Raw genomic sequence first — 19079 nt, forward strand, 5'->3', positions numbered from 1 at the left:
CCTGCTCCGGACCGGACTGCCTAGCCATCGATGACCAATACACGAGCGTGAATGGCCGTCCTCTGGTGCAGGGCTGTGCGGACTGCCCGGTGAAGGCCGTCCTCGAGGTACATCACGCCCTGGTACTGGACGACGTGCGGGAACAGATCTCCAAAGAACGTGGAGTCTTCAGCCAGCAATGCCTCCAAGTCCAGGGTCCGCTTGGTGGTGACCAGATCATCCAGGCGGACGGGACGCGGGGGCAGGGCCGCCCAGTCCCGCGGCGCGGAGTATCCATGGTCAGGGTACGGGCGTCCCTCGCCCACTGCTTTGAAGATCACCCTGCAAGCCTATGGAAGAAGCCGCCCTAACGGAACTTGTGACCCGCAGCACAGGCAGGTTGTAGCCAAAAGGTGACTAACCGTCGTCGGGCGTCACAGTCGTCACAGCTGTGAGGGTTCCCGCAGGGACTGACAGAATAGGGGCATGACCCAACCGTTCCAAGGTACTGACCGGACCGCTGCCCGCACCCAGCCCGCACTGGCTTTGCTGCTGGATGTCGATGGCCCCATCGCAAGCCCTGTGACGCGCGACGTCAAACCGGACATCATCGCCGACATGGTGGCTCTTGCATCGGCAGGAATCCCGGTCATCTTCAACACAGGCCGCTCGGACGCGTTCATTGCCGAACAGGTCATGGAACCCATGATTGCCGCGGGCATGCCCGCCAACACGGTAATCCACGCCATCTGCGAGAAGGGCGCCGTGTGGTTCAGCTACACCGCTGAGGGCCCGGGTACCATCCACGTGGACCACGAACTCGCTGTGCCCAAAGCCTACGGCGACGACATCCGCCGCTTGGTAGCCGAGGATTACTCCACACACATGTTCTTCGATGAGACCAAGCGCGCCATGGTTTCCGTGGAGCAGCACGTGGACGTAGCCAGCGCGGACTACCTGGCTGAACAGAAACTCTTCGACGCCGACGCCCTGGGCATCATGGAACGGCACGGCCTGAGTGCAGCCATACTGGACCATCACGCCCCGGAATCCGACGACACCGCGGACTACCGGCTGGACCCCACCATCATCTCTACAGACATCGAGTCCGTGCGGCTCGGCAAGGACCTCGGAGCAAGCCGCGCCGTTGAGCTCCTCGCGGCCCAAGGCATCACCCCGCTCTCCTGGCGTACGGTGGGTGATTCCCGGACCGACTACGCCATGGCAGACTGGCTACACCACAACGACCACGACGTGAAGCACGTGGATGTCCGGCCCGCAGACGGCGTCCCGGTGAAGCCGTACACGATTCTGACGGCCACTGACTTGGAACTTGCGGAAGACGTGATCCACGACGACGCCGGCGGAGCGTTCCTGCGCAGCTGGCGCGAGGCCTTGGACATCTAGCAGCGTCACCACACCCTTACCCCAGAAACACCGACGATCCCGGAGAAACAGCCATCACACAAGCACAGGTCGATCCGATTTACCACGGCAGCCCGTCCGTCGAAGAGGACACGATTGCGGAGGCGGTCTCGCCTGCCGTTGTCGCGCATCTCAGGCACCGGTCCGACGTCGTCCGTCACCGCGGGCGGTACGCCCTGGTCAACGGCGACCTCACTCCGCAACAGGCCATGGTTTCCGATCTCCTGGCTGTACGGGCCGCCCTGGATGCCGCCGGCATCGACTTCATCCTGGTGCGTGGCAACGACGAGCGGCCTGTCATCGCCGTCGACTGGGAGTCCCGCAAGGACGTCCGCAAGGCGCTGGTCGCGGCGTTCCGGAACGAGCCTTTCTACTCCATGACAGTGGACGCCAAGAAGAAGACCTCCATGCTGGTGGCCGACGGCGATCTCACTGCCAACCGGAAAGCCCGGATCTTTCGCCTGTACCGGCCGCGCGTCGAAATCGGCGGGGGCCTTTGGTACGGGCCGGCACTCGGTGTCCAGCTTGAGCTCTGGAGGTTCGAGGGCGACCATCTGGAACTCCCCGTGGAGAACTCCCTGACCCGTCGCACCATGCTCCGGCAGGACGCCGTCCGCGGTACGGTCCAGCGCCACGGCCTGTCCTGGCCCACCATCGAGAACATGTTCGCCGACCACGCCAGCGACATCGACTTCGACATCGACATCGTTTTCTCGTGGGTGGATGGCAGCGACCCCGAATACATCGCACGTAGGCGCGCCCAGCAGGCCGGCGCCGTCCTGGGCGAAGGCGACGACCACGAAGCCCGCTTCCGGCAGATCAACGAACTGAAGTACGCGCTGCGTTCGGTTCACATGTTCGCCCCCTGGATCCGCCGGATCTTTATTGCCACGGATTCCCCGGCGCCTGCCTGGCTGGCGGAGCACCCCGCCGTGACGATCGTCCGGAGCGAGGAATTCTTCGCCGATCCTTCGGTCCTGCCCACCCATAACTCGCAGGCCGTGGAATGCCAGCTCCACCACATCGAGGGCTTGTCGGAGCACTTCCTGTACTCCAACGACGACATGTTCTTCGGCCGTCCAGTAGGCCCGGACATGTTCTTCACGCCCGGCGGCATCACCAAGTTCATCGAGGCGGACACCCGCATCGGCCTGGGCGAGAACGACGCCGAGCGCAGTGGCTTCGAGAACGCGGCGCGCGTCAACCGCAAGCTTTTGTGGGAACGCTTCGGCCGGATCACCACCAGGCACTTGGAGCACACGGCAGCACCGTTGCGGCGCAGTGTGGTGGCGCAGATGGAGAAGGAATTCCCCGCTGAGTTCGCCAAGACCGCAGCCAGCCGTTTCCGCGCCGCGGACAACATCTCGGTGACCAACTCGCTGTACCACTACTACGCCCTGCTCACCGGCCGGGCGGTCACGCAAACCGCTGCCAAGGTCCGCTACGTGGATTCGACCATGTGGGCCGGCCTGCACTACCTGCCCAAGCTGCTGGCCAAGCGCCACATGGACTTCTTCTGCCTCAACGATGGCAGTTTCCCTGAGGTGGCCGCGGATGAACGGGCCGAACTGGTGACCGACTTCCTGGAAAAGTACTTCCCCGTCAAGGCACCCTGGGAGAAATAACCGGCAGCGACGACGTCAGGGTACCGGGTGAGGTGTGCGCGCCCACGCGTGACTCGTGCGGAATGCGGATGCCGGCGGCAGCCAATCGCCGCTGGACTTCCGCCGCATCCACGGGTTCGCCTACCGTGACTCCGCCGGACATGGGAACCACCGAATGGACGATGGTGTGTTCGTAGACGTGGATCATGTTGTAGGACTGGGCGCCGTCGCGGCCCCGTTGGCCTCCCGCGCGCACCCCGAGATCCTGGGTGTAACACGTCGCGGAGGCGACGGACACCGGGATGCCGGCGAAGCTCGCCGTCGTGGAGTAATGCAGGTGGCCACCCAGGATGGTGCGGACGTCCGTATTACGCACGACGGCGGCCAGGGCGGCTTGCCCACGCAGCTCCACCAGGACAGCGAGGTCCTGCACGCACGGGACGGGCGGGTGGTGGAGCGCCAGAATGGTGCCGTCCGGTGCGGGCGTGGCCAGTTCGGAGGCCAGCCACTCAAGCTGCGATTCGGACAACTCGCCGTAATGGTAGCCGGGGACAGTGGTGTCCAAGGTGATGATGCGGAGCCCGTTGACGAAGTAGCTGCGGTCCACGGGGTCCTGGGGCTGGCTGGCTTCCGAGGCGTCCACGAACGCGGCGCGGAAGTTGGCCCGGTTGTCGTGGTTTCCCATGGCCCAGATGGCCTTGGCACCGAGTGCGTCGCAGACAGGCTCGATCATGACCCGGAGCCGTTTGTAGGCCTCGAGCTCTCCCCTGTCCGCGAGGTCGCCGGTGAAGATGATGGCCGCGGGCTTGATCCGGGAAGCGACGATCTGCCGGCAGATCTCCTCGAGCCTGGCTGCGCTGTCAACAGAGCCATGAAGCGTGCCTGGTCCACCCACCAGGTGAAGATCGCTCAAGTGCAAAAGCACATGACCTGGTTTGGGGTACTCGGCCTCGATGAGCTCCATAGCTTGCCTTAGCGTTTGGTGGGAGACGGCGTCTCCCGTGTCAATCCAGTAGGGCCAATCCAACCAGACAACAAGCCAACAACTGGCTAATTTCCGGCGGAATGTTGGAAAATTACTTTCCTCCCTTCAGGTTTTCGCATTTACGCCAACGCCTCTTCCACTGCCTTCAACAGGTCTTCGGAGTCAGGCTCCACTGCGGATGGGAACCTCCCAACCAATTCACCGGAGCGGCTGACGACGAACTTTTCGAAGTTCCATTTCACCTTGACCGGCTGGCCATCCTCGTCGCGGGTCAGCTCGGCGAACAGCGGGTGCTGCTCCTTGCCCAGGACGTTGGCTTTGCTGGTCAACGGGAACGTGACGCCGAAATTCCGTTCGCAGAACTCCGCGATCTCCGCATCGGCTCCCGGCTCCTGTCCACCGAACTGATTGCACGGCACGCCGAGGATCTCCAGCCCTTGCCCGCGGTACTTGCCGTAGAGCTCTTCCAGGCCCGCATACTGGCGGGTGAACCCGCATTCGGAAGCGACGTTCACCACCATGACAGCCTTGCCCTCGAACCGGCCGAAGTCGCCCTCGGAGCCGTCGTTGAACGTGATGGGAATGCTGTAGAGGCTGCTCATGGGATTCGCTTCCTGACGTCATCGGCTGGCGGGATCGCCGCCATCGAGCTTACGGGAGCTGGCTCGGGCCGCGAAACGCGCGGCCGTGTTGGCGTCTAGGGCGCAGGAATGATGAGCGAGGACAACGGCACAATCACGCCGTCCGGCCTCTGGACCAGGTCCGGGGCGATCAGGATGTAGCCGGGCGGGAGCGTCACAACCGGGAGGGCGGACGGGAGGACGGCCACCGGTGTTGGCGCAGGCGCCGGAGCAACGGGCGCCGGGGCGGGCGCCACGGTCTGCGTCACTGTTGGCACCACTACCGGTGCGGGCTCCACGACTACCGGGGCAGGTACCGGAGGTTCGACGACGGCGGCTGGCGGCGGCGCGACGGCTGACTGGACGGTCGGAGCCTGGACAGTTGGGTCCTGGACGGCTGGTGCTTGGACCGTTGGCGCTTGGACCGTTGTGAGGGGGTCCGTTGCTACGGGCGTCGTCGGGACTACTGGAGCCGTGGTCTCGGGGGCTGTGGTGGTAGTCGTCGGGGTCGGCGTAACCGTCGGTGTGGGGGTGACGGTTGGTGTCGGCGTGGCCGTCGGCGTCGGGGTGACTGTCGGCGTCGGCGTGACCGTCGGCGCCGGGGTGACCGTCGGCGTCGGCGTCACGGATGGTGACGGTACCGGCGTCGTGGTTTGAGGCGGTGACGGGACGGCGGGGCTGGTGGGCGTCTCCACCGACGTGACCGGTGGGACCACAACGGGCGGGGCCACGGGTTCCTCGTGTTCGCCGCCGATGACTGCGCGGTTGGTGCCGTCGGCCACGGGGACTGCCCACTGCGGCGCAGAGCTTCCCGTGCCAACTCCCGGCTGGTAGTTCACGAACGTCATGGTTTGGAGCGGATCCACCTGCTTGATGGGCAGGTAGGTCCAGCCGTTCGGGTTGGTGTGGAGCCCGTTGACGATCGTCTCGAAGTGGAGGTGGCAGCCCGTGGACCAGCCGGTAGTGCCTACCTCGGCAATGACCTCGCCCACGCGGACCGACTGGCCCTGCGTGACGCTGATGTCCTGCAAGTGGTTATAAGTGGTGACCAGGCCGTTGCCGTGCTCGATTTCCACACGGTTTCCGCCGCCCCAGATATGCCAACCAACAGCGCGGACCACACCGGCGTCGGCTGCGTAGACCCGGGTTCCGCAGGCGGCCGCGTAGTCCTGGCCCCAGTGGAACTCGCCGGCAAGCCCGGTCAGCGGGCTGTAGCGGTAGCCGTAGGGAGAACTCGGATTGAGGACTTCAAGGGGCGCGTACAAGCTGCCTGCGGGAGGTCGGGACATGCCAGCCGAGGCTACTGTCAGTCCGGTGGAACCGTCTTTGCTCACCGTCCGGACTACCGCCCGGTCAAAGTAGACCATGGGCGTGCCAGGCGTTTGCTCGGGCGCTGCCTGGGTGGGGTCGATGACCATGGTTTCAGCCTCGGGCGGCGTAAGGCTCCCCAATGCTGTAGGTCCTACGACGCCCTGGGCCACTGTTCCATCAACGGTTCCCATGGGAACGGATGTCAGCGGCTGGAAGCCGAAGGCGAAGAAGGCCAGAACCGCGAGGCATCCGGCGATAAAGACGCGGCGGAATTTTTCGGTACGGATCAGGTCAACTGCCCGGTCTGATTCATGATGCTTGCCCACAAAACACTCCCCAAAGCCAGCGGCACCAAACCCCAGCCTGGCGTGCAAGCACCATTCTTGCGGGAATCACACCAGAAATAAAGGCTTCGCGGGCGCTGGGAAGCGAAAGGTTGGATCAGTTTTTGCTCAAGATGTCTTGAGCTTTGCTGAGGGCGCTTCTGATCTATGTCGGCGAACCAGGGGACGCCCAATCCGGTTGGTTGTCCACTGCCGGATTGCGTTCTCTCCAGACCGTTGGCCCTCGGTCTGGAAACTCGAGCGGCTCGGCCGGGACCTGCGACACCTGGTCAACATCGTCCCTGGCCCCACCGAATGCAGAGTCGGCCTGAAGGTCCTCACAGGGCAGGGCGCTGCCATTGACACCACAACCGCATCCGGGAAGCTCGTCTTCGGGATCTTTGGTGCCCTAGCCGAGTTCGAACGCGAGCTCATCTCCGAACGTACCCTCGCCGGGCTCGCCTCAACCCGTGCCGCGGTCGCAACGGTGGACGCCCGTACAAGGTGACCCCCGCTAAACTCAGGCTCGCCATGGCCTCCCTGGGCAAGCCCGCTACCAAGGTCAGCGCACTTTGCGCCGAACCCGGTATCACCCGACAGACCTTGTACCGGGATGTTTCCCCGACCGGGGAACTACGGCCTGACGGGGCTAGGCTCTCGAACCCGAAAGAGGGTTTGCTTCAGGCGGTGACGATCATCAGTTCAGGGCGCGGTGCGGACTTTTTGTTCCGTGTTCAGACGCCCAGCAGTTACGCCGACGATGCTGAGTGTTGTGGGCGCTGGGACCGCGGTCTGGATCTGAATACCGCCGGTTCCCGGCGTAATCGAGCCGAGGATACTCGCGTGGCGCGCGCCCGTGCAGCTCGGCACTGTGGCCGGAAGGTTGTGCACTGAGAGGTATCCGAGGACGGCGAACGCACAAGCCTCTTTCATTGACGAGGGAAGTCCGAGTTCGTCTGAGCGGCGCAGCTCGACATTTTCCAGTTCGTGCTCCAGGTCCCGCATCAGTGTTGGGTTGAGGGTGCCGCCGCCGGAGACAACCACCGATGTTCCTCCCACGGCTCTTACGGCGTCGGTTACGGTCCGGGCTGTTAGCCGGACAAGCGTGGCAATTACGTCCTCGGCCGGGAGGTCCTGCGTCCCGGTGTCCGCAAGTGCTGCGGTGAGATAGGGCAGGTGGAACAGCTCCTTGCCGGTGGTCTTGGGGGCGGGCCGGGAGTAGTACGGCTCGTCGAGCAGCCGGTTGAGCAGTTCTGCGTGGACCGTGCCCCGGGCACCGAGCTCGCCGTTGTGGTCATAGCGTTGTTTGCCCGCAGTCATCGACGTGATCGCCGCGTCGATGAGCGCGTTTGCCGGCCCGGTATCGAAGGCTATGGGTTCGCCTGATACGACAGTGATGTTGGCAATTCCGCCGAGATTCAGGGCTACGGGCGTCCCCGACATCCCGCGCAGCCACAGAGTGTCGAACAGGCTCACCAATGGTGCTCCCTGGCCGCCGGCGGAAACGTCGCGGGATCGGAAGTTTGACACAACCGTGCATCCGGTTGCTTCCGCTATCCAGGACGGTTCTCCGAGCTGGAGGGTGCCGTGGACTGTGCCGCCTTCTACCCAGTGGAACACGGTCTGGCCGTGGGATGCGATGACTTCAGCCTGGCCATCGCAGAGCTGGTCGTTGGCCTTGGCCGCGAGTCGGGCAAAGGCCTGACCGATGCCTGCATCGAGCCGGCAGACCTGCTCCATGGAGGTCGTCGCGGGCGGCATCTGTGCCGCCAGGGCCGCCAGCAACTCATCGGGGTAGGGCTCGCTGATAGCACCCCGGGGATCAATCACCAAGGCATCACCTTCGCGGGTGATGTCAACGGCGACGGCATCGATCGCATCATAAGACGTTCCGGACATCATGCCGATGATACGCATGTGGATACTCCCTTTTCTTCTGGTTAGGTTAGTCGCGCAGGGCGTGCTTGTGGGCGGAACCACGGAGCGAGGCAAGTGCGAAGACGCTGATGATGCACGTGACCATCACGTAGTAAGCGGGGATGTCTTTGTTGCTCGTGGAAGCGATAAGGCCGGTAATGATGAGCCCAGCGGATCCCGAGAACACGGCGTTGGAGAGCGAGTACGCGAGTCCCAAGCCGGTGTAGCGAACAGTGGTGGGAAACATTTCCGAAAGCATGGCGGGGCCTGGGCCGGCCATCATGCCGACGACTGCACCTGCAATGAAAACGCCGGCTCCCATGAGCCACGGTGAGCTACCAGGATCCTGAAGGATTTTAAGGAGCGGCAGGGCAAGGACGGTGATGAGGATGGCGCCCGCCATCATGATCGGTCGGCGGCCCCACCGGTCGCTGAGAATGGCACTGGGGATGATGGAGGCGGCGAAGCCTGCATTGGCGAGCACTGTGGCGATCAGGGCCGCTTGGAACGTGGCGTGAAGGCTGGTCTGGAGATAGGAAGGCAGGACCACGAGGAATGTATAGCCGGCTGCTGACCAGCCCATGAGCCGTCCGATCCCAAGGAGGATCGCCTTGGCCGTTTCAGCTTTGCTGGGATGCGAAACGACGACGTCTGCCGTGTGCGTCTTCTCCGCCAGTGTGGCGCGCTGGAAGTTCGGAGTCTCCTCAAGCTTCAGCCGCAGGTAGAGTGCCACGAGGCCGAGGGGCAAAGCCAAAATGAAGGGGATCCGCCAGCCCCAAGCGCTGAGGTCCTGAGCACTCAGAATCGAGGACATGAGAGCTGCGACGCCAGCGCCTGCCAAGAGACCCAGCGCGACAGTGAAGGACTGCCATGATCCGAACCTTCCGCGTTTTCCAGGAGGTGCGAACTCGGTCATGATGGAAACGGCGCCGCCGAACTCACCACCCGCTGACAATCCTTGGAGAATGCGGACAAGAGTCAGGAGGATCGGTGCCGTAATGCCCAATGTGGCGTAGTTGGGGAGCAGGCCGATGAGCGTGGTCGCCCCCGTCATCAGCAGCAGGACGACGATCAGGGTGGGGCGCCGACCGACGCGGTCACCGATCCGGCCAAATATCCAGGCTCCGACGGGGCGGAAGAAGAACGCGATGGCGAACGAAGCATAGGTCTTGATGAGGGCCTCGAAGTCCGAGGCCCCTGTCGTCGTGAAGAAGTTGGCAGCGATGACGGTTGCAAACGCACCGTAGATGCCGAATTCGTACCATTCGATGAAGTTGCCTACGGACCCGGCCACCAGGGCTCGCCTGGATTGCTTGGCGGGTGGCTGTTGGATGATTGTTGGGGTGCTCATGATTTCTCCTACGTTGTGCGGGGATTCGCCATGTCCTATGACGACGACCGATGGTTATGGCGGTTCAGGCCGCCTTGTTGCAGCGCCTCTAGAGTTTTTGCCAGTCCGGTTTGTGCCTGAAGGAATGGCGGTAGTAGTCGGCCAGTGAGAGCTGTGACGCCGCGGCGTCATCCAACAGCACGGTGACGTGTGGGTGCAGTTGTAGCGCTGATGCCGGGCACAGGGCCGAGACGGGCCCTTCAACCAAGTGCCGTACCGCTTGGGCTTTGTTCGCCCCAGTTGCCGCCAGCAGGATGTGACTGGCCTCCAGGATGGTTCCGAGACCCTGTGTCACCACATGCCTTGGGACTTCGTCCAGGGAGTCAAAGAATCTGGCATTGTCGCGCCTGGTTTGTTCAGTGAGCGTCTTGATTCGTGTGCGTGACGCCAGGGACGAGCCCGGTTCGTTGAAGCCAATGTGGCCGTCCGTGCCAATGCCCAGGATCTGCAGATCAACCCCGCCAGCAGCTTGCACGGCTTTCTCGTACGCTTGGCAAGCATAGTGCGTACCTGCGGCGTTGCCCGCCGGGCCGTGGACGTTGGCTGGATCGAAGTCCACCTTGTCGGTGAACTCCTTCCGGATTACCTCACGGTATTGCTCAGGGTGCCCATCGGGCAGACCCACGTATTCATCGAGTGTGAATGCGCGGGCACGTGCGAAACTCACAGTCCCCGACTGATAGCGCTGCTCAAGTTCCCGGTAGATAGGCAGAGGTGAGGAGCCCGTGGCAAGGCCGAGAACCGCGTGGGCTTTACCCGCAAGCAGTGACTCGATTTGGTCCGCTGCCAGCCTGCCGACTTCTGCAGTGTTGGGGAGAATAACGATCTCCATCACACGGCCCCTTCCGTTGGTTTGGTCGCATCATCCAGCAGTTCGAGGATGTGTCGGTATTGGTGGCCCGTGGCTTGGGTCATGCCCAGTTCGCAGGTTCTGTTGGTTGACGCGTACGCCGAGTGGCCACTCTGGTTGATTTCGGCTGCCTGCGCCGCGGTCGCGGACTCGGTCAGCTCGGGGTGCAGCAGACCGCGGTCTCCGGCGTATGCGCAGCATCCCCAACTGGGTGGAACCATCACTTCTCCGGACAGGGAGCTGGCAATCGCTGTCAATGCATCGTTGATACCGAGGCGTGTTGAGGAGCAGGTGGGGTGGAGCGCAAGGGATTCAAGGTGTCGTGGAATCTCCAGGTGCGGTACTAGCCGCTTGTTGGCGAACTCCACCGAGTCGATGAAAGTGAGTTGCGAATACTCTGAATCGGCCGCCGTGTCCCGCAGGGTCTCAAGCCCCTCCGTGCAGGAGGATGCGTCGCAAACCACGGGCAGGCGACCCTCGTCGCTTGCGTCCCAGAGTGCTGGAAGGACCTTGGTCCTCATGACGTCATAGCCTGTTGTGAATCCCTTCGACTTCCACGGCGTTCCGCAACAGAGGTCACCGATTCCTTCAGGAACGGCCAGCACTACGCCAACCCGTTCAGCAAGGTTCACGAATGCCTTGGAGACCCCGTCGCCCTGACGGCCGTGACCATCGTTGGCAGCGCCGAACATGGCGCCGATGCAGGCCGGAAAATAGACGGCTTCAGCGGATGGCGGCCGCTGCGCGCCGATCCGCTTGTGGCCTCCCTTGGGCAGCGCGTCAGCGTAGAGCGGCACGTTTTCGTCTCCGAGGGCCAGCCTGCCGACGCGGGTGACGGCCTTCACCACAGGGGAGGGCGCCATTTTCACGGCGCTCAGTCCTAGCGACCCGACGGTGGTGACGGCCTCCCAATGCTTTGATGCGGCAGTCCAGCCTTTGTCGGCCAGGGTGACACGGTTTTCGGATCGGAGCCGACGCACCAGATCCCCGGTGTTTATAAGCACTGGACAGGCAATCTGGCACATGCCATCTGCCGCGCACGTCTGAATACCGTCGTAGTCGAAGTCGCTGCGCAGGCGCTTGGCGAGGTCGTGGTCGCCGTGTTGTTCCGCAGTGGCGATTTCGCGGCGAATGACGATCCGTTGACGGGGAGTCAGGGTCAGGTCCTTGCTTGGGCATACGGGTTCGCAGTAGCCGCATTCGACACAGCGGTCTACTTCGTTTTCCACCGAAGGTGCCGTCTTGAGGTTGTCCATGTAGGAGCGTGGATCTTCGGAAAGGACAACGCCGGGGTTTAACAGGCCTGAGGGGTCGGTCAGTGCCTTGATGCTGGCCATGACTTCGTAGAGTTCACGGCCATACTGGCGTTCGACGAACGGAGCCATGATCCGGCCGGTACCATGCTCAGCCTTCAGGGTGCCCTGTCGCTGGAGTACCAGGTCCACCATGTCTTCGGTAAAGGCCTCGTAGCGGGCCAGCAGCGAAGGATCGCCGAAGCGCTCAGTGAGCATGAAGTGGATGTTTCCGTCCTTCGCGTGGCCAAAGATCACGCTGTCCTGGTAGCCGTGGCGTTCGAAGAGTGAGAGCAAGTCTTGGCAGGTCTCGGCTAACACGGGGACGGGGACCGCGATGTCTTCGAGTAGGGCGTTGGTGCCAACAGGCCGGTTGCCCGCGACGGCCGTGTAAAGGCCCTTTCGGATGTGCCAAAGGGCTGCCCGTTTGGCGGCGTCTGTCGATAGCTCGAACGGCGCAGCAAGAGCCAGGGAGCTGAACAGTTCGAGGCTTTCCCGATGCTTATGCTGCACTTCCTCCGCGGACGCACCCTGGTGTTCGACGAGCAGGGCTGCGTGTCGATCGATGTCCAGCCCAGCCAAGGTGGTCGGGGTGTCGACCTGGTGCTGGGCCACGCGCAACGATGCGGCGTCCATGAGTTCGATGCTGGACAGTCCCGATGCGACCAGATCCGGCAGCGACGAGGCAGCGGCGTCCAATGAAGGGAACACCATCAGGCCGGTCCCCGCATGCATCAGGGATTCGATGGTGCGGAAGGTTGCCTGAGCAATAAAGCCCAGGGTTCCTTCAGATCCGATCATGAGGTGCTCCAGGATCTTCACCGGTGTCTCGAAATCGAGGAAAGAGTTGAGCGCGTACCCCATGGTGTTCTTCATGGAGAACTGGTGCTCAATGGTGCGCACGGAAGCTGGATTGGTCACGATCCGGTGGCGCAGACGTGCCAGCCCGTCATGCAGTTCGGGTTCTGTTGCGCGCAGGTGCTGGTCGGCCGTGGGATCCGCGGTATCGATCACAGTTCCCGATGGCAGAACGAACACCATGGACTCGAGCGTGCGGTAGGTGTTGAATTCGGTGCCGCAGGACATCCCGGAGGAGTTGTTTGCAACGACGCCGCCGATCGTGCAGGCACTTTCACTCGCCGGGTCCGGGCCGAGCTTGCGCCCATACTGGGCCAGCCGGGCATTTACGCTTCGCACCGTAGCCCCCGGACCCAAGCGGACTTTGGCGCCGCCGGCCAGCACCTCTATCGAGCGGAAGTTCTTGCGGACATCCAGCAGGAGTCCGTCCGTGATTGCCTGGCCGCTCAGCGACGTTCCGCCTGAACGAAAGACCAAGGGGACGCCGGAAGAAGCGGCCGCCGCCATGATCTGACCTACTTCGGCAGGGTCTAACGGCGCGAGTACAGCCTGCGGGGTTAGGAGATAGTGCGACGCGTCGTGGGCCAAAGCGAGGCGGTCGAGCTCCCGTGTGGAGAAGCCGCTGAAGCCGCGGAGCGAAGTATCCACTCTCATCGGAGCACTAACCTCTTTCTGGCATTCGGTCATCCGACGCTGCCTTTCTTGCGTGAGTATGGGGGGTGTCCAAAGGTGTTCCCGAAATGATGTTTAGTTCTGGCGAAGGGATTCCGTGGCACGCCGCAGGTCGCCTCCTGCGGCCTGAACAGCACCGCGGGCTACCTCCGGTTCGGCGCCGGTGAACATGATGGCCAAAGCAACTTTCAAGTCACCTTCGGCGGCTTCGAGTGCGCTGAGGCAGCCCGCTTCAGCCCCGCCGGTGGCCTCCATCAGGATCCTGACCGTGCGTGCCCGCAGCTTCTCATTGGTGGCCACGACGGACACCATCAGATTCGACCAGGTCTTACCTAGTTTGATCATCAGGGTGGTGGAGAAACCGTTGAGCATGAGCTTCTGGGCAGTTCCCGCTTTAAGGCGGGTTGACCCGGCCAACGCCTCGGCACCGGTGTCTGCTACGAGAAGAAAATCCGCCAAGTGGCCCAGTTCCGGCTCCTTGGCGCAGGAGATGAGTGCCGTCGTGGCACCCTGTTCGCGACCAGCTGTCAACGCCCCGCCGACATACGGGGTTCGTCCTGAAGCGGCAATGCCAATAACGACATCTCCGGGTCGAGTGTCTCTCGCCTCTGCAACACCGGCATCCCAGGAATCCTCAACGTTTTCTACGGCATGGGTCAGAGCCCGGCTTCCTCCGGCATGGTGTGCAACAACAACGCCCTCGGGCAGGTTGAACGTAGGTCTCAGTTCAGCCGCGTCAAGGACGCCCAGACGTCCGGAGGTGCCGGCCCCGAAATAGTGAACCCGTCCGCCGCCGCGGATAGACTCCTCTGCTGCTTCCACCAGCTGGGCCATTACCGGAAGGGTGAGACGGACCGCAGCGGGTGCCCGCTGGTCTTCGTCATTGAGCGCTTCCAGGATTTTGACAGTCGGGAGCTGATCAAGATCAAGAGTCCGATCGCTGCGCGCTTCAGTACTAATGTCCAGCCAAGCTGGGTTCTCGGGGCGGGCATGCGGTTTAGCGGTCATCGAGGTCCCTAATTTCCTTTGTGTGTGATTTACCTGACATTCAAGGTAGGTGCTTCACGACCGTCGTGTCAATCATTTACATGAAATTCAGTTTTTAGGAAACTTATGTACAAGATCCTGTTGTCCCGGTACCTTGGTAGGAGGGCAACAAGAAGGAGCATCCGATGGAAGATGTCGGACACCAAGGGTCATCAAGAACGGTGCTGGTGAGGATCCGGTCAGCGCTGCCGTCGCTTCGGCCTTCCGAACGAAGCATCGCGGAAGCCGTCCTTGCCGACCCCTCGCGGGTTGCCACGATATCCATAGGTGACCTCGCGGAGGAGTGCGGGACCTCGACCACGTCAGTCGTGCGCTTCGCCAAGAAGATTGGCTACAGCGGATATTCGGACCTCCGCCTCGATCTGGTGCGTGAGGCGACTCGCGAGAGTCTGGCCAACAATGTCCCGGCCGAAGTCTACGAAGACATTGACCAGGCAGACTCTCTTCAGGACGTAGTTTCCAAAATTGCTTTCAACGAGACGATGTCCATCGCTGACACTGCCCAACTGCTCGATGTTCAAAAGTTGGAGGAAGCGGTCGCGGCGATCTCAGTGGCCAGGAAGACCGACATCTTTGGAGTCGGTGCCGGCGCGCTGGTTGGGCAGGATTTACGCCAGAAACTGCACCGGATCGATCAGACCGCCTTCAGCTGGTCCGAGGCGCACGCAGCGTGGACCTCAGCGGCACTTCTGGACAACTCATGCGTGGCCGTAGCAATTTCGCATTCTGGAACGACGGTCGACACCGTTGATTTCCTCAGGGTCGCCAATGACGTCGGAGCAACCACGATCGCCATCACCAACCACGCCGATTCCACACTCGGCCAGGAAGCCGACATTGTGCTCTGCACGGCAGCTCGAGAGACACCCTTCCGGCCGGGCGCTTTGGGCAGCCGCATTGCCCAAATGATGGTCATCGATTGCCTCTTTGTGGGTGTAGCGCAGCGGTCATATGAGGCCTCGATCGCCGCCCTGCGCAAGACCCACGCAGCCATTCAAGTCCGCCGCCTGTCCCAACGAATGCCGAACCAATAGGAGCACCCGATTGCGGCGCTGGATTCCTCCTTCGGACCGCCCCAAACTGCCCACTTGGGGAGTCGTTGAAGCTTTCCCCACGAAGGAAGCCTAGGTTTGTCAATCGCAGCGCTGGCGCCGTGCCTTGAATGTGGGCATGTCACGACCAGTTTGGAGTGAAGTATTGAATAGCTCGGAGCTTCTGGAGCTGCTGAGGCGATATCAATTACGGAAGGAGTAGATGAATTTCATGAGCTGATGAAGGTGATGCTTCAGCAACTGACGGTTCTTTTCATTCCGCCTGACATCCAATCCTCTCTGCAGACCGCTGAAGCCTATTGGAGAGGCGATAAGACCGTCACCGCCGATGACTTGGAGTCAGCCAGGTTCAACACTTGGGAGTACTTGGACAGTTTCCCCAAGGCGCTGATCTGAAGACCTGGGGAGTCCGAACGGCCCGTGCCCTTTTGTGAGTCACCGAACCGGGGGGAGACACCGAAATAAGGTCAATGAAGGCCAAGTGGTTCGCCGCCATGATCTGGAATGAGTGGTGAACTCCGGGGGCGTCCCACTAGGAACCCATCGGGTATGTTTGCAGGCGATCTGACTTGGGCCAGAGAGCCACCTCGATACTTGCAGTTAGGGCCAGGTTCGCCAGTTATGCATTTGGGTAGTCTCGGCCCAAAGCAGCGCCCGTAAGTGCGACGTCCCCGCGCGCGCCTTCCAGTACACTACCTTGATGGACTGATTCAAGTTGCGCTTCCCCCTCGGAGCCGGGACGCGTCGCGTCAGCCCAGGTTTTCCTTCAGCAGCGCACGGTGTTCGACGGCGGCATTTGCGTGGATCGCGCGGCCGGCCTCAGTCAATTCCAGGAACAGCGAGCGGCGGTCTTCAGCGCAGGTTTGGCGGGAAACGAGGCCTGCCTTTTCCAGGCGGTCCACCACTTTGGACACGGCGCTCTGCGTCATGGGTGTCCGCTCCCCCAACGACTTCATGCGACAGGACGATTCTTCGCTGTCAGCAACGAGATCCAGGATTTCGAACTCGTTCAGCCCGATATCGAACTTGGCTTCAAGGGCGCGGTCGATTGCTCCTGCGGTACGGAAGTAGGAGCTCTGGATGCTGCGCCACTGCTCAACCAATTCCCGGTCTTCCAGCTGGCGGTCACGCGTCGTTGCCATGTCCCCATCTTAGGTCATCAGTGGATTAAAATCCACGTCATAAGATTCCGTGTCATATTCCTTGTCATTGAATGACGTGTCATATAGATTGATCGCATGACCTCACCCACCACCCTCAAAACCTCTGTCGAGCCGACCTTGGCCACAGCGGTCCGCTGGACGCGGGCGCAGTGGCTTCTGCTAATGGTTGTCTGCACCGTCCTGGCCCTCGACGGGCTGGACGTCTCCATGGTTGGCGTCGCTTTGCCGTCCATCGGACAGGAACTCCACCTCGGAACCGATTCCCTGCAGTGGATCGTTTCCGCCTACGTCCTGGGCTACGGAAGCCTCCTGCTCCTTGGTGGGCGACTGGCAGACCTGTTGGGCCGCCGTCGAATCTTCCTCATTGCCTTGACCGTCTTCGCAGCTGCGTCGCTCCTCGGCGGCCTCGTCGACGATCCCGCCGTCCTGATCGCCACACGGTTCGTCAAAGGGCTCGCGGCCGCTTTCACCGCACCCACCGGGTTCTCCATCATCACCACCAACTTTGCCGAGGGACGCGAACGCAACAAGGCGCTGTCCATCTTCACCACTTTTGGCGCCAGCGGATTCTCACTGGGCCTGGTAGTCGGCGGCCTGATGACCAGCCTGAGCTGGCGCTGGACGTTCCTGGTATCCGTCCCGATCGCCGTGATCGTGGTCCTGCTGGGCATGAAATTCATCCCCAAGGACAAGCCATCGGCGGAAAACAGCGGACACGACATCTGGGGAGCCGTGACCCTCGCGCTGGGCATGCTCGGCCTGGTGTACACCTTGGTTTCAGCACCTGAGCAGGGCTGGGGATCTGTGGCAACAATCGCCGGATTCGCAGTTTCTGTTGCCGTGCTGGCAGCCTTCGCAGTGATCGAAAACAAGGTCAAGCACCCGCTCATCCGCTTCGGCATCCTCAAGGAAGGCTGGGTGGCGCGGGCCAACTTGAGCGCAGTGGGGCTCTTTGGGTCCTACCTGAGCTTCCAGTTCATCGTCACCATGTTCCTGCAGTCCGTGCTCGGCTGGACTCCACTGGGGATGGCGTTGGCGTTGCTCCCGGCGGGTCTGTTGGTGGCCACCAGCGCGCCGTTCGCGGACCGGCTCATCGAGAAATTCGGGGCCACGCAGCTGATCCTCACCGGTCTCACAGCGCTCGGCCTGGGGTACGTCCTGTTCCTCCGCGTAGGCACCACCCCGAACTACGCCATGGACATCCTTCCATCGGTGGTCCTCCTGGGCATCGGCTTCGCCCTGGCCTTCCCGTCCATCAACGTGCAGGCCACAGCGGGCATCAAGGATTCGGAGCAGGGACTGGCCGCCGGTTTGATCCAGACCAGCACGCAGGTGGGAGCGGCTTTGGTCCTGGCCGTCACCACAGCCCTGGTCAGCGGCCACGGCCAAGCGGCCGGCACCGTCAGCGCGCAAGCCATGCTGGAACAGTACCGTCCGGGGCTCATCCTCAGTGCCGCCGTCGCCATTGCCGCGTTGCTGGTGGCAGCCGCCCCAGCCCGACGACGCGCCACCCGGTAGATTTTCCTCTGTACACCTCCGCCAAAGAGCGGTCTCATGGGATGCATGAGGAACTACCTCACTGAGTACCGCCACGAACTGCAGCGCACGTTCACCGGGACGTCCGGGACGCCGCCTGAGTGGGTGCCGCGCCTGGCGGAAGGGAACGACGCCGGATATCACCTTCCGGGGTCGGCCGTCTGGGCGGTGCATGGACACGTGGCCACCATTGTGGCGGGGATCAGGGTCCTGTTGATGCAGGCCCTGCACCCCGGCGCTCTGGCCGGAGTTTATGAGCACTCCGGTTTCCAGAAGGACCCGTTGGGCCGCCTGGCCAACACCGTGCGCTGGATCTTCACGGTGACGTACGGATCCACCGAGGCCGCCGAATCCGCCACCGCCGTGGTGCGCAGGATTCACGAACGCGTCCGAGGAACGTATACCGACGGAAACGGTGCCGTCCACGAGTACGCCGCCAATGACCCTGAACTTCTCCGCTGGGTCCACGTCACCTACGCGGACTCGTTCCTCACGGCCAACCGCATCTGGGGTGTTTCCATCCCCGGTGGAGCTGACGCCTACGTCCGCGAATGGGCAGCGGCCGGGCGGCTCATGGGAGTGCAGGACCCGCCTGTTACCGAAGCCCAGGTCCGCGAGGAATTGGAGGGATGGTACGCATCCGGGATCCTGCGGGCCGATGAGCGACTGGCCGAGACCGTCTCCTTCATCCAACACCCGCCGTTGAGCCCGCTCCTCAGGCCTGGTTACCGCATCCTGTTCGCGGCCGCCGTCGCAAGCCTTGAACCAAAGTACCGGGAGCTGATGGGCCTCCAGCGAGCCAGGGTTGGCCCGGTCCCCCTCCCCGTGATCACGGCGGCGAGGGTAGTGCTGGGCATGGTCCGGCTCGCCCTTGGTTCACATGGGCCCAGCGAACAGGCGGCCCGACAAAGGTTGCAGCGGCTGGGGTACGCGGACGCTTGAACTCCCCTTTCGCCGAGGGTGAGATCTCACCCTTTTCGCGCGCCCATAACGGCGAAAGCCAACCCCTCGGCGCGTGCCCACATTGTGTGGGGTTGCGCCGAGGGGTTGGCTTT

General features: G+C 62.6%; 16 protein-coding genes. 6 read left to right on the top strand and 10 right to left on the bottom strand.

Annotation, left to right across the window (positions count from 1 at the left end; all coding sequences use genetic code 11):
• Positions 1-20: 20 nt before the first annotated feature.
• Positions 21-320: a type II toxin-antitoxin system VapB family antitoxin gene (locus tag PJL15_RS02400; protein ID WP_018778077.1), complete on the bottom strand. Its 300-nt coding sequence runs from the start codon at positions 318-320 to the stop codon at positions 21-23.
• A gap of 145 nt (positions 321-465) precedes the next feature.
• Between PJL15_RS02400 and PJL15_RS02405 the strand changes: the two genes are divergently transcribed.
• Positions 466-1386: a hypothetical protein gene (locus PJL15_RS02405; protein ID WP_281449611.1), complete on the top strand. Its 921-nt coding sequence runs from the start codon at positions 466-468 to the stop codon at positions 1384-1386.
• A gap of 227 nt (positions 1387-1613) precedes the next feature.
• Positions 1614-3029 (top strand): stealth family protein, encoded by a 1416-nt coding sequence (locus PJL15_RS02410; RefSeq protein ID WP_432443785.1) that lies wholly within the window; start codon positions 1614-1616, stop codon positions 3027-3029.
• Here the strand turns inward: PJL15_RS02410 and PJL15_RS02415 are convergent.
• The 3 genes from PJL15_RS02415 to PJL15_RS02425 form a co-directional block, all read right to left on the bottom strand.
• Complete coding sequence (locus PJL15_RS02415; protein WP_281449612.1) at positions 3007-3972, bottom strand: phosphodiesterase; 966 nt, start codon at positions 3970-3972, stop codon at positions 3007-3009. The genes PJL15_RS02410 and PJL15_RS02415 overlap by 23 nt on opposite strands.
• Positions 3973-4112: 140 nt before the next feature.
• Complete coding sequence (locus PJL15_RS02420) at positions 4113-4595, bottom strand: glutathione peroxidase (RefSeq protein WP_281449613.1); 483 nt, start codon at positions 4593-4595, stop codon at positions 4113-4115.
• A gap of 95 nt (positions 4596-4690) precedes the next feature.
• On the bottom strand, positions 4691-6250 hold the full coding sequence (locus tag PJL15_RS02425) for a M23 family metallopeptidase (protein ID WP_281449614.1): 1560 nt from the start codon (positions 6248-6250) through the stop codon (positions 4691-4693).
• Positions 6251-6446: 196 nt separating this feature from the next.
• Between PJL15_RS02425 and PJL15_RS22685 the strand changes: the two genes are divergently transcribed.
• Positions 6447-6755 (top strand): recombinase family protein, encoded by a 309-nt coding sequence (locus PJL15_RS22685; protein WP_432443786.1) that lies wholly within the window; start codon positions 6447-6449, stop codon positions 6753-6755.
• A 194-nt stretch (positions 6756-6949) separates the two neighbouring features.
• Here the strand turns inward: PJL15_RS22685 and PJL15_RS02435 are convergent, their stop codons facing one another.
• The 5 genes from PJL15_RS02435 to PJL15_RS02455 all read right to left on the bottom strand — a co-directional run bounded on the left by PJL15_RS02435 (position 6950) and on the right by PJL15_RS02455 (position 14234).
• Positions 6950-8164, bottom strand: coding sequence for an anhydro-N-acetylmuramic acid kinase (locus tag PJL15_RS02435; RefSeq protein WP_281449615.1), 1215 nt, complete (start codon positions 8162-8164; stop codon positions 6950-6952).
• A 28-nt stretch (positions 8165-8192) separates the two neighbouring features.
• Complete coding sequence (locus PJL15_RS02440) at positions 8193-9515, bottom strand: MFS transporter (RefSeq protein WP_281449616.1); 1323 nt, start codon at positions 9513-9515, stop codon at positions 8193-8195.
• Between the two features lie 88 nt (positions 9516-9603).
• Positions 9604-10386 (bottom strand): glucosamine-6-phosphate deaminase, encoded by a 783-nt coding sequence (nagB, locus tag PJL15_RS02445; RefSeq protein ID WP_281449617.1) that lies wholly within the window; start codon positions 10384-10386, stop codon positions 9604-9606.
• Complete coding sequence (locus tag PJL15_RS02450; protein ID WP_281449618.1) at positions 10386-13208, bottom strand: FAD-binding and (Fe-S)-binding domain-containing protein; 2823 nt, start codon at positions 13206-13208, stop codon at positions 10386-10388. The genes nagB and PJL15_RS02450 overlap by 1 nt, the downstream gene beginning before the upstream one ends.
• A gap of 93 nt (positions 13209-13301) precedes the next feature.
• Positions 13302-14234: an N-acetylmuramic acid 6-phosphate etherase gene (locus tag PJL15_RS02455; RefSeq protein ID WP_281449619.1), complete on the bottom strand. Its 933-nt coding sequence runs from the start codon at positions 14232-14234 to the stop codon at positions 13302-13304.
• A gap of 164 nt (positions 14235-14398) precedes the next feature.
• Between PJL15_RS02455 and PJL15_RS02460 the strand changes: the two genes are divergently transcribed.
• A complete protein-coding gene (locus tag PJL15_RS02460; RefSeq protein ID WP_281449620.1) occupies positions 14399-15307 on the top strand; it encodes a MurR/RpiR family transcriptional regulator in 909 nt (302 codons plus the stop codon).
• Positions 15308-16074: 767 nt separating this feature from the next.
• Here PJL15_RS02460 and PJL15_RS02465 read toward each other — a convergent pair.
• Positions 16075-16467, bottom strand: coding sequence for a MarR family winged helix-turn-helix transcriptional regulator (locus tag PJL15_RS02465; protein WP_281449621.1), 393 nt, complete (start codon positions 16465-16467; stop codon positions 16075-16077).
• Positions 16468-16563: 96 nt separating this feature from the next.
• Here PJL15_RS02465 and PJL15_RS02470 point away from each other — a divergent pair, with 96 nt between their 5' ends.
• On the top strand, positions 16564-18006 hold the full coding sequence (locus tag PJL15_RS02470; RefSeq protein ID WP_281449622.1) for an MFS transporter: 1443 nt from the start codon (positions 16564-16566) through the stop codon (positions 18004-18006).
• Positions 18007-18042: 36 nt separating this feature from the next.
• Positions 18043-18966 (top strand): oxygenase MpaB family protein, encoded by a 924-nt coding sequence (locus PJL15_RS02475; protein WP_281449623.1) that lies wholly within the window; start codon positions 18043-18045, stop codon positions 18964-18966.
• The last annotated feature ends 113 nt before the right edge of the window (positions 18967-19079 follow it).

Origin of the sequence: Paenarthrobacter nitroguajacolicus, from assembly GCF_029952445.1 — a bacterium.
GTDB classification, from domain to species: domain Bacteria; phylum Actinomycetota; class Actinomycetes; order Actinomycetales; family Micrococcaceae; genus Arthrobacter; species Arthrobacter nitroguajacolicus_B.